Genomic DNA, 16,429 nt, shown 5'->3' on the forward strand with positions numbered 1-16,429 from the left:
AATAATTTGCTACCTTTAATAAAAGCAAATAGCTATTTTTGGCCATTAAATTCTATAATAAAAAACAACGTATGCTTCAAAACAAAGTCATTTTAGGTAGCGAAGAATGGTGCTCATTTCCAGAACTAGGAATCCCGACAATCAAGGCTCGTGTGGATTCCGGTGCCAAAACTTCGGCAATGCACGCTATAAACATAGCTCCTTTTATAAAAAATGATGCCAATTGGGTAAAATTCGACATTAACCCAATTCAGAATAATATTAAAACCATCATTCACTGTGAAGCCCCGTTGGTTGACAAAAGAATTGTAAAAAGTTCAAGCGGATTTAGAGAACATCGTTATGTCATTCAGACGCATTTAAAAATTGGAGATATCAAATGGCCAATTGAAATGACACTGACCAACAGAGATTCTATGGGTTTCCGAATGCTTTTAGGCCGTGAAGCCATGAGTGGACGTGTACTGGTTGATCCCGAAGAAAAATATCTTTTAGGACAACCAAGCCCCGAAGCCCTAAAAGAACTTTATCAAAACTCTGAAAAAGCAAGTTCAGGGCTAAGAATTGGAGTTTTAGCCAGTAATCCTGAATTGTACAGTAACAAAAGAATCATGGAAGCCGGTGAAATGCGCGGACATGAAATGCATTTTTTGAACATCAAAGAATGTTATATGAAACTGGACGCCAAAACTCCGGAAATTCATTATCGCGGAGGAAAAATATTAAATCAGTTTGATGCCATTATCCCAAGAATCCGACCAAGCATTACTTTTTATGGCTGCGCCTTAACCCGTCAGTTTGAAGCATTGAAGGTTTTTGTGCTAAACTCGGCTACAGCTATTACCCAATCACGTGATAAGCTTTACTCTTTGCAGCTTCTTTTAAATAGTGGAATCGATATTCCAACGACCGGATTTGCTAATTCTCCGCTCGATACCGACAATTTAATCAAGATGGTTGGAGGTTCTCCTTTAATCGTAAAATTACTAGAAGGAACTCAGGGAAAAGGTGTTGTTTTAGCTGAAACCAAAAAAGCAGCAGAAAGTGTTATCAATGCCTTTAAGAGCCTAAACGCCAACATACTTGTTCAGGAATTCATTAAAGAAGCAAACGGAAAAGATATTCGCTGTTTTGTTATCGACGGTAAGGTGGTAGCTGCCATTCAGCGTGAAGCAATGCCGGGTGAATTCAGAGCCAATATACATTTGGGAGGAACCGCATCTGTCATAAAAGTAACTGCCGAAGAGAAAAAAATCGCTATAAAAGCCGCAAAAGCTATGGACTTAAAAGTAGCTGGTGTTGATATAATTCGTTCTTCTAAAGGACCATTATTACTTGAAGTAAACTCTTCTCCGGGACTTGAAGGAATTGAAGGCGCTACCAACAAAGATGTTGCAGGCGAAATGATTAAAGCCATCGAAAAGAACTTTAAATTATAATCGCTTCTTTTTCAATAAAAAATATTCATTTAGACCTAATGTCTAAGCATTAATTTAGCAACTTTGTTGAGGTTTTACTTTGACAAAGTTTTTTTTTAATCCAAAAATCCTAAAAGAAATGATACTATCCTCTTATTTAGATATTATTTTAAGAAGTCTCTCCGTCTATTTTTTCATGACTATTGCTTTGAGAATTTTCGGCAAAAAAGAACTTTCTCAGTTAAACACTGCCGATATTATTCTGATTTTATTAATTAGTAACTCCGTTCAAAATGCCATGGTTGGTCCGGATACCAGTCTTTGGGGAGGCTTAGTTGCTGCATTGGCTTTGTTTATCATTAACTACATTATCAAAAAACTAACACACAAATACAAGGGTCTAAGCAATTTACTACTAGACAAACCTGAAATCCTGATTCATAATGGAGAATTGGATTTTAAAATTTTGAGTAAACTTGATATTTCACACGAAGAACTAAAAGAAGCCGCTCGTGAACATGGTCTTGAGCATTTAACCGATGTGAAACTTGCCATGCTGGAAATTGACGGCACGATAAGCATTATTTCAAAAGACAAACAAAATCTTAAACAAACACATTACAAGCGAAAACACAATAGAAAGAATTTGCAAAAATAACCCCAGTAATACCAGCAACTGTCGCTGCTACGCTTTAGCTATGCAAAGGAAGTTTGTTTTCTTTACACATTCATCTCTATTCGTAAAAAATTACACTTTTATACATTAAACTTTAGCACGAGATCTGGCAGATTTCATTTAGTTATTGAGTCTATTCCTAAGTCATGCGAAGGAAATCTGTTTCCTATATACATTCTTTTCCAAGCGCAAAACTATGTATCTATGTGCTAAACATTGACCTTGAGATTTTATAGATTTTTTTTATCACCGTCCTCTCACTTTGCAATGTAACAATTCAGCACCAAAACAAACACAATTATAAGTATTTAAAAATCAAAAGATTAAACATTTACATCAAAAAAACTTAACTACATACTTTGTTATACTATGTATTTTGTTATACATTAGCCACATGAACGAAACATTTGTAACAAACTGGAAGTCTCAGGTAAAGAAAGGTACTTTAACCTTTATAATCCTTAATGTGCTTAAAAATCACGAGTACTATGGTTATGAACTTATCGAACAAATAAGAAAACATACCGAAATAGAAATTGCAGAGGGAACGCTATACCCATTGATGAACCGATTAAAAACAGAAGAACTCGTAGATTCAAAATGGGTCGAACAGGAAACCGGAATTCCAAGGAAATACTATTCTTTAACCGAAGCCGGCATCGCCACTTTGAGCCAAATGAATATTTACTGGGAAAATCTCGAAAAATCAATTAAAAAAATCATTCAATGAGAATAGAAGATATCAAATTCGAACAAAAAGCTTCGCAACGCATTTACAACAATTACATGAAGCGCATCAAAAAAACAACCGCTTCATTACCCAAAATAGATCAGGACGACATTTATATGGAATTTAACAGCCATATTTTTGAAACCATTCAACACCGAAACGATACAAACGAGCTGGATGCTCTTTTAGACAGCATCGAAAAATTAGGTTCACCTGAAGAGGTTTTAAAGCCTCTTATTGCCGATAAAAAACTGGAACAGGCTACTAAAACCTTCAACCCTGTTCATGTTTTCAAGGCTTTGGCATTAAACATTACCAATGGTATTTCATACATCTTTTTCTCGATTTTATACCTCTTCTTGTTTGGTTTTGTATTCCTGATTTTTGCAAAAATCCTAAATCCTACTCAAGTAGGTCTTTATATGCAAAAAGAGTCCTTCTCGGTTTTTGTACTTGGCATAATGAGTCCTGAAGACCAAATTAAAAACCAGGCTTATGAAGCTCTTGGTCACTGGTTTATTCCTTTTCTGTTATTGTTAACCCTATTGTCTTATTTTATTATAACCCTATTATTAAAACTCAAAAATTCAATCAATCAAAAAACAGCTTTATGAAAAAAATCACCAGCATCTGTTTCATCGCTCTTATCACAACGAGCGGTTTTTCCCAAACTTTCAATTCCAAAAGACTCGACAGTCTGTTTACTCTTTTAGAAAAGAACAGCAAATACATGGGAAGCATCGCCATATCTGAGAACGGAAAAACAATTTACACTAAATCTATTGGTTTTGATGACATTGCCAGCGCAAAAAAATCAAGTATCCAGACCAAATACCGAATTGGCTCGATCTCTAAAACATTCACAGCATCCTTAATTTTTAAAGCGGTAGAAGAAAACAAAATCAATTTAAACCAAACGATTGACAAGTATTTCCCAACGGTAAAAAATGCCAAAACCATTACCATTAGCCATTTATTAAACCACAGAAGCGGTATACATGATTTTACCAACGATGACGATTACTTAAAATGGAACACTCAGTTTCAGTCCAGAGCCAAAATGATTGAACGCATTTCTGCCGGGGCCATCGTTTTTGAACCTGATACAAAAGGCCAGTACAGCAATTCCAACTACATACTATTGTCATACATATTGGAAGACATTTACAAGAAGTCTTATGGCGAAATTTTAAACTTGAAGATCACAAAGCCTTTGCATCTAAAAAGTACGTATTTGGGAGGTAAAATCAACCTGAACAACAACGAATGTAATTCTTATACCCTTGAAGGAAAATGGAACAAAGAAAGCGAAACAGATGCTTCAATTCCGCTTGGAGCCGGAGCTGTGGTTTCTAATCCGACTGACTTGAACCTTTTCTTTGAAAGTCTTTTTGCCGGAAAAGTAGTTTCTATAGCGCATTTAAATCAAATGAAAACTATTAAGGACAAATTCGGAATGGGGCTTTTTGAGTTTCCGTATTACGAAAGAAAAAGTTACGGACATACTGGAGGAATTGACGGTTTCAGATCTGTGGCAGGCTATTTCCCAAATGAAAAACTAGCTTTAACCCTAACTTCCAATGGAATGGACTACGACAACAACAATATCATGTTATGCGCACTGAATTCGTATTTCAACAGACCCTTTACAATGCCGGTTTTTAGCACTGTTGAGATCACATCCACAACTCTGGATTTATATGCCGGAACTTACGGCAGCCCTCAGATTCCGCTAAAAATTACTATTTCCCAAAAGAACAATGTTCTAATTGCTCAGGCTACAGGTCAACCCTCTTTTCCCATGGAAGCTGCTGCAACAAACATCTTTAAATTTGACACGGCGGGGATTGTTCTAGAGTTTAATTCTGAGAAGAAAGAAATGACCCTAAAACAAGGTGGGAAAGATTATTTGTTTACAAAAGAATAAAATTTTCTACTTGCTGATAAAAACAAAAAAGCTGGTTTCCTGAATCGAAACCAGCTTTTTTTATTTCCAAAATTGATACCATTCCTTGTCCTGGTTATCGGTTTCAAAATCAGTATTAATTTTCTTAATCGTTTCATTCGTCAAACCATATATTTTTAATCTATGGTTTAGATTTACCAAAATATAATCTTTTTCTTTTGGAAATTTTTCAGCAATCACTTTATAATGCTTCAAAAGTTTTCGGTCTTCTACTCCATCTAACGCCTGCAAAACGGTATGAATAACCCGGTTTGAGCTGTCATTCAGACCTGTAATAAAAACATCCAGATACTTGCTTTTGTTCTTCAATTGTCCCAGTGAATAATAAGCACTCACTTTTACTTCTTCACTTTTATTAGACGTAAATGGAATGATAATAGCCCCATAATCCAACTTTGTTTCTTTTAACAAATACGTACAAAATCTAAACGTTTCGTCATCTTCAATCGTATCAACATTTGCTTTTATAAACTCTAACCAGTCTGCACTTTTGCCTTTTGCGTACCAAAATACAAACTGAAACACAGTCAACAAACTCTGTTTAGAAAAATCGACTAAATAAGGCTTTGCCCTTTCATAATCAAACTTAGTAAGAATTTGAAGTATTGTTTTTTGAATTTCTCCTGAACTTATTTTATACTGTTCTTCTAAAACACTAAAAGTCTCAGCATCCAATGCCTCTTTTTTTAAGATTCCGTTGAGACATTCTTCTTTAGTTTCATCATCCTCTGCCGAAAAATACACTTCTAAAATGTAAGCTGACAATCCGCCTAATGTATATCGAAACAAATCTGGTTCCTTTGCCATTGTATTTTCAGGAATAATTCCATCAAGCCAACGTTCGTACCAATTTAAAAAATTAGATTCAAAAGTAAAAAAGGGTTTCTGCCTGTCGATATCAATATTAACCACCCGTCCTTTAAATTCTCCATTTAAAACAAGCCCGTAATAATACGAACAGCCCTGACTCACAATTGGCAGTATTCCGGCAAACATTTTACCGAGCTCTTCATCAAAATCTTCTTGAGAAATATCGTCATTCTCTTCAATATTTTGCGTCAGTTCTGCCCAAAATTCATCACTCATTTTTGGATAAATTCTACACTCCTGTTTTAAGCAATTTTCGGGATTACTATAGACAAATTCCTCCAGATTTTTACCGAACGGAAATATCCCATAACTAGGTCCTGCAGCAGAATTCTCATACGAAATCCCACCATTACCAATATGAAGCAAAAAGGCTTTATAATCCTCCGGAAGCTCCAAATCATACTCGGTTTCAAAACGGGTAATCTGATCGGCACTAACCGTTTTTCCAATCGTATATTTATGACTGTCTGCACCAAAAACTTTTAAATCTTTGTCTGCATTTTTCGCCAGGATCAACTTTCTTTTTATTCTTTCTATCTGATTCAATAGGTCTGTTTCCAATCTGTATTACTTTCTTTATTTTTTAAGTAAATATAAATACATTATAATTTCAAAACAACCCGTCATACCAAACAAAAAAGCCGATTTCAATTTGAAATCGGCTTTAAAATATTTTAAAAAAATGCGGTTTACACCTCACATTTTACAATAATCATTTTACTTAATAAACACGCTTAATACAAAGTAAACCAAACCGGCTAATATTGCCGAAATTGGAATGGTTAATATCCACGCCCAGATTAAACTAACGGTAACTCCCCAACGAACAGCAGAAACACGTTTTGTTAATCCAACTCCAATAATAGAACCCGTAATCGTGTGTGTTGTACTTACCGGAATTTTTAAGTGCTCTGTAAAATAAAGCGTTAAAGCTCCTGCAGTTTCAGCTGCAACTCCTTCAAACGAACTTACTTTTGTGATTTTAGAACCCATTGTTTTTACAATCTTCCATCCACCACTCAAAGTTCCCGCTGCAATTGCAGAATAACAAGCCAAAGGAATCCAGCCCGGCATTACTCCTTTTACACCTAAATCATCGTTTGGTAAAACAACATCTAACCAGGAATCCATATGCACACCAGGATTAGTGTTGATATAAACTGCTACTGCAGCCGCAATAATACCCATTACTTTTTGAGAATCATTCCCTCCGTGACCTAAACTAAAAGCCGCAGAAGACAATAATTGCATTTTTTTCAAAGCAGCATCTGCCTGATGAAGATTTAAACTACTGAATATCAAACAAAACAAACTTACGGTTAAGATGATAAAAGCAACTAAAAACCATTTAATATTATGCGGATCAAAAGCTACACTCCAAAAATGAGATTCAAAACGTGGTTTTCCATGCTCAACAATCTCTGAATAAGGAATCATTAAACTGCTCACCATCCAGATTGTCGCAATCATCAGTGCTACAGTAAATATTTTTGGTCCAATACTTTTACGTGAAGCATTCAACAACCAGATCGAAATCAAGTAAGAAGCTAATGCTCCTAATAATGGTGCCAATACAATAAAAGCGATAATAATAAGTACTCCTGAAGGCATTGCTCCTTCTTTACCTGCCTTATACCAGCTTACGATTTCGTACCAGTAATGCGTTGTTCCGTCTTCGCCCACATATCCTGAAAATCCATGTACAGCGATCGCATGAGCAATTGCTGCTCCGGCAAAACCACCAATCAGTGTATGAGAAGAACTCGAAGGAATTCCTAACCACCAAGTCAATAAATTCCAACAAATAGCTGCAATAACTCCTGCGAGGATTACAACAAGGTTAATTTCCATGGTGTGTGCTGTTTTAGCAACGGTATCGGCAACACCAAATCCAAAAACCCAATAGGCCAGAAAGTTAAAAAATGCTGCCCAAAGAACGGCCTGAAAAGGCGTCAGAACCTTGGTCGCAACAACAGTCGCTATAGCATTTGCCGCATCATGAAAACCGTTGATGTAATCAAAAATTAAAGCTAATACTATAATAATTATAAGTAGCGTCATAAATTATAACTTCAGAATGAAATAAATTGAATTAAGAATGTTTTACAGAAATAGATTCCAGTATGTTCGCAACACTCTTACATTTGTCTGTTGCTGATTCTAAAACAGATAACACTTCTTTATACTTAATAATGTTTTTTGCGTCTGTTTCGTTTTCAAAAATTTCAAAAACTGCTTTGTTATAAACGTTATCCGATTTGTTCTCCAGTTTATTAATTCTGGCACAAGCTTCTTTGATAATGTTCATATTTTTTAAGTTACTTAACTCTTTTACAGCACTATCGATGTTCTGACAAGCTTCAAGGTTAATTTCAGTCATCTTTCTGATTGACTTTGTAATCTTATCTACCTGATATAATTTCATTCTGCTTGCCGCACCATGAAGGTAATCGGCAACGTTATCAATTGAAGTAATCAATGTATGAATATCCTCTCTGTCAAATGGAGTAATAAAATTTCTACTCAATTCAAGATTGGTTTGACGTGTAATGTCTTCTCCTTTTTGCTCTAATTCATCTATTTTTTGAAAAAGAACTTCTCTTTCTTTCAATGGAAGGTTTACAGCTTCGTGTAAATTAGAAGCTAACTCAATTAAATTGCTTGAAGCCTCTTCAAAAAGTGGAAAGAATTTCTTGTCTTTCGGCACTAAAAATTGGAAAATACTGTTTATTGACATTTTTATATTTTTGATAGTGCAAAATTACTTCAATATTATTTTGCCATGTTAAGCCATTGTTAACAAATCGTTTTCAATTTGAAAACTGTCAAGGAATTCAACTGTTTTTTTAATATCATAATGCAGGATTCTGTCTTCTTTAACCAAAGGCACCACTTCTCTGTAACTGCTTAAGAATGTTTCAATAAAATCACTTGATTTTAAAGGCTCTCTGTAAGCAATCGCCTGTGAAGCGTTCATTAATTCGATGGCTAAAATACGCTCCAGGTTGTCCATAACACGCAATGCTTTTGTAGCTCCGTTTGCTCCCATACTCACGTGATCTTCCTGTCCGTTACTTGAAACAATACTATCTATACTCGAAGGTGTAGCCAATTGTTTGTTCTGACTTGCGATGCTTGCCGCTGTATATTGCGGAATCATAAATCCTGAATTCAATCCCGGATTATCCACCAAAAATGCCGGAAGATTACGCAATCCTGAAATTAACTGATACGTTCTTCTTTCAGAAATACTACCTAACTCTGCCAAAGCAATTGCCATAAAATCCAGTGCTAAAGCTAAAGGCTGTCCGTGGAAATTTCCTCCTGAGATAATCTGATCTGCTTCTATGAAGATATTAGGATTGTCGGTAACAGAGTTAATTTCGGTTTTGAATACTTTTCTAACATAATCAATCGCATCTTTTGAAGCACCGTGAACCTGAGGCATACAACGGAAAGAATACGGATCTTGTACGTGTTTTTTCTCCTGAGCAATAATCTCACTTCCGTCTAAAAATTCAGTAAGGCGCTGTGCCGTTACAATCTGTCCTTTGTGAGGACGTATAAAATGGATCAATTCATTAAAAGGCTCAATTCTTCCATCAAAACCTTCTAATGAAATAGCTCCGATCAAATCTGCCAAATAAGAATATTTATAAGCTTTTAATAAAATATGTGCTCCGTAAGCACTCATGAACTGAGTTCCGTTTAACAAAGCCAAACCTTCTTTAGACTGTAAAACAATTGGCTCCCAGTTAAAGTGTTTTAAAACTTCGGCTGCGGCTGTTTTTTTACCTTCAAAAAGAACCTCACCCTCACCTAATAAAGGTAACGATAAATGTGCTAAAGGTGCCAAATCTCCCGAAGCCCCTAAGGATCCCTGAGTATAAATCACCGGAAGAATATCATTATTGTAAAAATCTACCAAGCGCTCTAAAGTCTGCAATTGAACTCCTGAATGTCCATAACTCAAAGATTGTATCTTAAGCAACAGCATCAATTTTACAATTTCAGCCGGAACCTCTTCTCCTGTTCCGCAAGCATGCGATTTCACAAGATTCTCCTGAAGCTGAGATAAATTTTCATTCGAAATTTTCACATTACAAAGCGAGCCAAAACCAGTGTTGATTCCGTAAATAGGTTCAGAATGTGAAGCCATTTTTTTATCGAGATAATCACGGCATTTTTGAACGTTTACTTTTGCTTCTTCTGATAATTCAAGCGTTTTCTGATTGACAATAATTTCCTGTAAAGCTTCTAAACTTAGGGTTTCTGTGCTGATATAATGGATTTCTTTCATGCTGTTTAAAATTTAAGACTTCAAAATTCAGCAAATCAATATTAAAAAGCAACATTTATTCCTAATAATTAAAAAATGATTCTCACGAATTCCCCGATTTTGCTCTTTTCACAATAGTAATCCGGCAAAACCAAGGGCCTCTTTTTATCATAAAAGAACTCTTCTATTTTTTAACAAGAAAACGACAAAAGCAATTAATTCCTACCGATTTTATAGACTAATGACGTTTTTAGATGTTTTTCAAGATTAAAAATCAGACTATTAAGCACATCTCTTTTAAAGATAAGTTCCAATAATTATATGAATCCATCAATTTAACACACACAATTCTGACAAAAAGCTCAATATTGATTTGCCGAATTTTGAATTTTTAAAATATTCATAAAAAGACCTCAAAGATTTTTAACTTTTATAAAAAACTGTACTTTTGAAAAACCAAAATGAAAAGTAACAGCGTAAAATATCATTCTACACTAACAACTCAAACCAGAGTTGCAATCGCTGCTATTACAATTTCAACTACAACAATTACTACCCCTTAGGGGTATACATTTTACATATCACTCAGGTTACCTAGTACTTTTTTCTAAGAAGAAGAGAGTTATTGGATACATAAAAAACATTTACAAAGAAAAAAATAGTCGCAGTTTTCAGTTTCAGTTCACAGTTGATAACCTTTGAACCTTTGTTACTAAAAATCTTTGCGGCTTATTAAAAAACATCAAAAATGAAAGTATTAAAATTTGGCGGAACTTCGGTTGCCAATGCACAAAATATAAAACTAGTTCTCGAAATAATCAATCAAAAATCGAAGCAGGACCAATTGGTTGTTGTAGTATCAGCCTTAAGCAAAGTCACTGATTTACTGCAATTGGCAGCAGCAAAAGCAGCAGCAAATGACGAAAGCTTCAGAGAAATTGTTGCCGAAATCGAGAAAAAACACCTTGACACTTTAAAAGAATTGATTCCGGTTAGCGAACAAAGCAGTTTGCTGAGCCATGTAAAAAGAATCATCAATCATTTAGAAACTTTGTTAGACGGCTGTTTCTTACTTGGTGAGTTATCTCCCAGAACTGCCGATACTATTTTAAGTTTTGGAGAGCTGCTTTCGTCTTACATCATTGCACAGGCCTATCAGCAAATCGATAAAAATGCGGTTTACAAAGACAGCCGCGAACTGATTAAAACCAACAATAACTTTGGAAAAGCCGTTATAAATTTCGAAGTTTCCAACCAATTGATAAGAACGTATTTTGCCGAAAATCAGTCTAAAATTAATATACTTCCGGGGTTTATTTCTCAAACTCTTGACGGAATTGCTACTACCTTAGGCCGTGGAGGTTCTGATTATACCGCTGCCATAGTTGCCGGAGCACTTGAAGCAGAACAACTAGAAATCTGGACTGACGTGAATGGAATGTTTACGGCCAATCCAAAAATTGTTAAACAGGCCCACCCTATTGCAACGATCTCTTATCAGGAAGCGATGGAGTTATCGCATTTTGGCGCCAAAGTGCTGTATCCACCAACAATTCAGCCCGTTTTAAGAAAAAACATTCCAATTTTAATCAAAAATACATTTGAACCGGAAGCTGAAGGAACCTTAATTTCAGATCAGGTTTTGTCAAAAGATACCGTAGTAAAAGGAATCAGTCATATCGATAATATTTCATTAGTAACCCTTGAAGGTCCCGGAATGATTGGAGTTTCAGGTTCATCGAAACGTTTGTTTGAAGTACTGTCTCAGGAAAAAATCAACGTAATCTTTATCACTCAGGCTTCTTCTGAGCATTCGATCTGTATCGGAATTCTGAATTCGGATGCCGAAAATGCCGAGGCTGCCATCAACAGAGCTTTTGAAGTAGAGATTTCACAAAACAAAATTGATCCTTGTATTGTCGAAAAAGACCTGTGCATTATCGCTTTGGTGGGCGAAAACATGAAGAATCATCAGGGTTTAAGTGGTAGAATGTTTAGCACTTTAGGAAAAAACAATGTCAACATCCGCGCCATTGCACAAGGGGCTTCTGAACGTAATATCTCAACTGTAATCAATGAAAGAGACGTTAAGAAAGCATTGAATACTTTACACGAAAACTTCTTTGAGGAAAACACCAAACAGCTCAATTTGTTTGTGATGGGTGTTGGAAACGTGGGTGAAAAATTCATCGAGCAAATTCACAATCAAAGGAAGTTTCTAAAAGACAACCTGAAAATCAATGTTCGTGTGATCGCTTTATCCAATTCCCGAAAAATGCTTTTTGACGAGGACGGAATTTCGTTAAAAGACTGGCAATCGGCTTTAAATCAAGGTGAAAATGCCAATAAAGAAGCTTTCATCGCCCGTGCAAAAGAATTAAACTTGCGTAACAGCATCTTTGTTGATATTACTGCAAATGCAAGCGTGTCTGAAACCTACGAAAATTTCTTAAAACAGAGTATTGCGGTGGTGACCTGCAACAAAATTGCCTGTTCATCAGCCTATGACAATTATAAAAAATTAAAGAATTTATCTCGTCAGTACAACGCTCCGTTTTTATTTGAAACCAATGTTGGAGCGGGATTACCAATTATTGATACCGTGAAAAACTTAATCGCTTCAGGGGATAAAGTGCATAAAATTCAGGCGGTTTTATCCGGAAGTCTGAATTTCATATTCAATAATTTCGATAAAGACAATTCTTTTCACGATGTGGTAAAAGAAGCCGGAGTACAAGGTTTCACAGAGCCGGATCCGAAAATTGACTTAAGCGGAATAGACGTAGCCCGTAAAATCCTGATCCTGATCCGCGAAAGCGGTTATGAAATGGATATTGACGCGATCGCCAACGAATCGTTCCTGCCTGCCGAATGTCTTGCCACAACGAACAACGAAGATTTCTTTGCTTCTTTAACGCAACATGCTCCTCATTTTTCAAAAATCTATGACGAAGCGTTAAGCAAAGATTCCAGATTGAAATATGTAGCACAATTCGAAAACGGAAAAGCAAGCGTTGGTCTGCAATTCATCCCGAAAGAGCATCCTTTTTACAATCTGGAAGGAAAAGACAATATCGTATTGTTCTACACCGATCGTTACGTAGATCAGCCTTTATTGATCAAAGGCGCCGGAGCGGGTGCAGCCGTTACCGCATCGGGAATTTTTGCGGATGTAATTAGAATTGGAAACATATAATTTTTTGTTTCAAGTTTCAAGTTTCAGGTTCCAGCAACTTGAAACTTAAAACTTGAAACCTGAAACAACTAAATAATGAAAGAAATAAAACTATTTTGCCCGGCAACTATCGCCAACCTCTCCTGCGGATTTGACGTATTGGGACTTTGCCTGGATAATGCGGGCGACGAAATGATCGTTCGAAAAGTAGCTCAAAAAGGAGTTCGAATTACTAAAATTGAAGGAGCCGATTTGCCTTTAGAAACGGAGAAAAACGTTTCAGGTGTTGCGGCTTTGGCCATGTTGGAGACACTTGACGTAGATTGCGGCTTCGAAATCGAAATTTACAAACATATCAAAGCCGGAAGTGGAATCGGAAGCAGCGCAGCCAGTTCTGCCGGAGCGGTTTTTGGAATCAATGAGCTTCTGGGACGTCCATATTCTCGTAAAGATTTGGTGCAATTTGCCATGCAGGGTGAAAAACTGGCCAGCGGAAATGCACATGCCGACAATGTCGCTCCTGCCCTTTTAGGCGGATTTACACTCGTAAGAAGTTATGCTCCCTTAGACATTATCCGAATTGACAGCCCCGAAGAATTGTTCGCTACGGTGGTACATCCGCAAATCGAATTGAAAACTTCGGATGCGCGTTCGGTACTAAAACAAAACGTTTCTCTTAAAAGTGCCATCATGCAATGGGGAAATGTAGGCGGATTAGTCGCCGGATTATACACCAAAGATTACGACTTAATCGGACGTTCGCTTCATGACGAAATTGTGGAGCCTTTACGAAGTGTTTTGATCCCGGGGTTCGACCAGATCAAACAAACCGCTTACGAAAATGGCGCCTTAGGCTCCGGTATTTCAGGTTCCGGCCCTTCTATCTTCGCCTTAAGCCGTGGAGAAGAAACCGCAAACCAAATAGCCAAAGCCATGAGTGACGTTTACGAGAAAATGAATTTACCGTATGAAATTCACGTTTCGAAGATTAATCCCGATGGTGTCCGCGTCCTTTAGGACGGGACGCTTTAAGCAATAGGCTTTAGACAATAAGCTTAAAACCTTTGCGTAATTCTTTGCCCAGGCTTCGACTTCGCTCAGCCTGACAAAAAATACGATTAAAAATATTTGATTAATTTAAAGGCTATCAATTGTATACGAGGCAAAAAGCTTAAAGCTTACTGCCTAAAGCCTAAAGCTCTAAAAAAAATGAAATACTACAGTTTAAACCATAACGCCCCAAAGGTTTCGTTTAAGGAAGCCGTAATGCAAGGACTCGCGAGTGATAAAGGATTATATTTCCCGGAAAACATCACTCCTTTAGACCCATCTTTTTTTGATGAAATTGAAAATTTAAGCCACGAACACATTGCTTTTGAAGCGATCAAACAATTCGTTGGTGATGAAATACCGGCAGACAAATTAAAAGAAATCATTGCGGATACTTTGGTTTTTGATTTTCCGGTAGTGAAAGTCGAAGACGGAATCTACTCTTTAGAGTTATTCCATGGCCCAACCATGGCGTTTAAAGACGTTGGAGCACGTTTTATGTCACGTTGTCTGGGGTATTTTAACAGAGACAATAAAGACGCTAAAAACACGGTTTTAGTAGCCACTTCCGGAGATACAGGCGGAGCGGTTGCCAGCGGATTTTTAGGCGTTGACGGTGTCGATGTGGTGATTTTATATCCGTCAGGAAAGGTGAGCGACATTCAGGAAAAACAATTGACCACTTTAGGACAAAACATAAAAGCACTAGAAGTTGATGGTGTTTTTGATGATTGTCAGGATATGGTGAAAAAAGCCTTTTTAGATGAAACTTTAGCACACAAGAACCTGACTTCAGCCAATTCGATTAATATTGCGCGCTGGCTGCCACAAATGTTTTATTTCTTCTTTGCTTACAAAGCGTTGAAAAGCCAAAACAAACCATTAGTTTTCTCTTGCCCAAGTGGAAACTTCGGGAATATCTGCGCCGGAATTATGGCTAAAAGATTAGGTTTGCCTATTGAACATTTTGTAGCCTCCACCAACGTAAACGATACGGTACCAAGATTTTTAGAAAACGGAAAATACGACCCAAAACCTTCTAAAGCAACCATCTCTAACGCTATGGACGTTGGTAACCCAAGTAACTTTATCCGCATTCAGGAATTGTATAACAACGACTTAAAAGCATTCGAAAAAGACTTCTCTTCTTATAGTTATACCGACGAAGAAACCCTTGTTGCTCTAAAAAATATTTATAGCAGAAACGGTTATATCGCAGAACCGCATGGTGCTGTTGGGTATCTAGGTTTGAAGAAAGAACTGGAGAAACACCTCAACGCCATTGGTATTTTCTTAGAAACAGCACATCCTATTAAATTCTTAGATGTTGTGGAACCTGCTTTAGGGATTACGCTTCCGATTCCTGCTCAAATTGAGAGTGTTATTAATGAGGAGAAAGTTAGTGTGAAGATTGGGAGTTATGAGGAGTTGAAGAGTTTCTTGCGGTAAAAAACATATGATAAACGATTAAAGCGAGTAAATTTTTTTTCTCGCTTTTTTTATTGCATTACTATTAATTATTTTGAATCAATACATAAAAAGTATCAAGTACGGGAATACGTAAAAATTGGCAAGAAAAAATACATATATTTGAAAAGGTAAGAAGGCGAAATAAATGAGTTAGTAACAAATTCGAAACACATAATAATTAATGAAAAAAATTGTCGAATATGTACCTATTATAACAGTTTGCTTAATATATTTTGGCTTCTGCAATTTACATTATTACTACAAAGAATTTAATGTAGATATTTATCACTACATAAGTAATACCGAGATTTTACTTTCTTTCTTACCAACAATTGTTCTCTTGGCATCAACACTTTATGTGTTTGCTTATAGTCGGCTTATTAATCATACAGATTTTATAAAAAAAGATGAAAAAATAAAGAGCAATCAAGAAATCGTCGAAAATAATAACATCGAAGAGGGAGAAGAAATTAAACCTCGACAGAAAAGGATATGGCGTATTTTATCAACCTTTCCCGTACCACTATTTTTATTACTTTTTATTGAAATTATTACTAGTCTAATTTTAACTAAAAGTTTTGGCTTCAAAACTTACGAACTACAAGATATAAAGTTATTTTACGCATTTCTCTTTTTATCTGTAATTTACTTTTCCAGTACTCTTTTTAAAAATCAAAAACTTATAAATGATAATATATTATTAATTACCATATTCTCTGTAATCTATATCGGAAATCAAATTAGTGCTTATAGAAAATTAGATGCGGATAAAGTTAAGGATGGACTGTCTAACAG

13 protein-coding genes are annotated in these 16,429 nt (G+C 36.1%); 9 read left to right on the forward strand and 4 right to left on the reverse strand.

Features of this window, described 5'->3' with window-relative positions:
• Positions 1 to 71: 71 nt before the first annotated feature.
• From rimK to B0A80_RS11840, 5 genes are all read left to right on the forward strand, one after another.
• Positions 72 to 1,439, forward strand: coding sequence for a 30S ribosomal protein S6--L-glutamate ligase (gene rimK / locus B0A80_RS11820; protein WP_017496510.1), 1,368 nt, complete (start codon positions 72 to 74; stop codon positions 1,437 to 1,439).
• Positions 1,440 to 1,557: 118 nt separating this feature from the next.
• A complete protein-coding gene (locus B0A80_RS11825) occupies positions 1,558 to 2,076 on the forward strand; it encodes a DUF421 domain-containing protein (protein WP_070907130.1) in 519 nt (172 codons plus the stop codon).
• A 412-nt stretch (positions 2,077 to 2,488) separates the two neighbouring features.
• Entirely contained in the window at positions 2,489 to 2,824 is a 336-nt protein-coding gene (locus tag B0A80_RS11830) for a PadR family transcriptional regulator (protein ID WP_017496508.1), read from the forward strand.
• Entirely contained in the window at positions 2,821 to 3,438 is a 618-nt protein-coding gene (locus B0A80_RS11835; RefSeq protein ID WP_070906677.1) for an HAAS domain-containing protein, read from the forward strand. The genes B0A80_RS11830 and B0A80_RS11835 overlap by 4 nt, the downstream gene beginning before the upstream one ends.
• Positions 3,435 to 4,751, forward strand: coding sequence for a serine hydrolase domain-containing protein (locus tag B0A80_RS11840; protein WP_089077397.1), 1,317 nt, complete (start codon positions 3,435 to 3,437; stop codon positions 4,749 to 4,751). The genes B0A80_RS11835 and B0A80_RS11840 overlap by 4 nt, the downstream gene beginning before the upstream one ends.
• Before the next feature lie 60 nt (positions 4,752 to 4,811).
• Here B0A80_RS11840 and B0A80_RS11845 read toward each other — a convergent pair whose 3' ends face one another.
• The 4 genes from B0A80_RS11845 to hutH form a co-directional block, all read right to left on the reverse strand.
• Complete coding sequence (locus B0A80_RS11845) at positions 4,812 to 6,221, reverse strand: SMI1/KNR4 family protein (RefSeq protein WP_089077398.1); 1,410 nt, start codon at positions 6,219 to 6,221, stop codon at positions 4,812 to 4,814.
• A 156-nt stretch (positions 6,222 to 6,377) separates the two neighbouring features.
• Positions 6,378 to 7,721: an inorganic phosphate transporter gene (locus tag B0A80_RS11850; RefSeq protein WP_070906679.1), complete on the reverse strand. Its 1,344-nt coding sequence runs from the start codon at positions 7,719 to 7,721 to the stop codon at positions 6,378 to 6,380.
• 31 nt (positions 7,722 to 7,752) lie between these two features.
• Complete coding sequence (locus B0A80_RS11855; protein ID WP_017496503.1) at positions 7,753 to 8,397, reverse strand: DUF47 domain-containing protein; 645 nt, start codon at positions 8,395 to 8,397, stop codon at positions 7,753 to 7,755.
• A 48-nt stretch (positions 8,398 to 8,445) separates the two neighbouring features.
• Complete coding sequence (hutH, locus tag B0A80_RS11860; protein WP_017496502.1) at positions 8,446 to 9,960, reverse strand: histidine ammonia-lyase; 1,515 nt, start codon at positions 9,958 to 9,960, stop codon at positions 8,446 to 8,448.
• A gap of 727 nt (positions 9,961 to 10,687) precedes the next feature.
• Between hutH and thrA the strand changes: the two genes are divergently transcribed.
• The 4 genes from thrA to B0A80_RS11880 all read left to right on the forward strand — a co-directional run.
• Positions 10,688 to 13,135 (forward strand): bifunctional aspartate kinase/homoserine dehydrogenase I, encoded by a 2,448-nt coding sequence (thrA, locus tag B0A80_RS11865; protein WP_089077399.1) that lies wholly within the window; start codon positions 10,688 to 10,690, stop codon positions 13,133 to 13,135.
• A gap of 75 nt (positions 13,136 to 13,210) precedes the next feature.
• Positions 13,211 to 14,131, forward strand: coding sequence for a homoserine kinase (locus B0A80_RS11870; protein ID WP_089077400.1), 921 nt, complete (start codon positions 13,211 to 13,213; stop codon positions 14,129 to 14,131).
• 192 nt (positions 14,132 to 14,323) lie between these two features.
• Complete coding sequence (gene thrC, locus B0A80_RS11875) at positions 14,324 to 15,613, forward strand: threonine synthase (RefSeq protein ID WP_089077401.1); 1,290 nt, start codon at positions 14,324 to 14,326, stop codon at positions 15,611 to 15,613.
• Between the two features lie 202 nt (positions 15,614 to 15,815).
• Positions 15,816 to 16,429, forward strand: a 614-nt coding sequence (locus B0A80_RS11880) for a hypothetical protein (protein WP_133063720.1), incomplete at its 3' end; no start/stop codon positions are given.

Origin of the sequence: Flavobacterium tructae (assembly GCF_002217475.1) — a bacterium.
GTDB classification, from domain to species: Bacteria; Bacteroidota; Bacteroidia; order Flavobacteriales; family Flavobacteriaceae; genus Flavobacterium; species Flavobacterium tructae.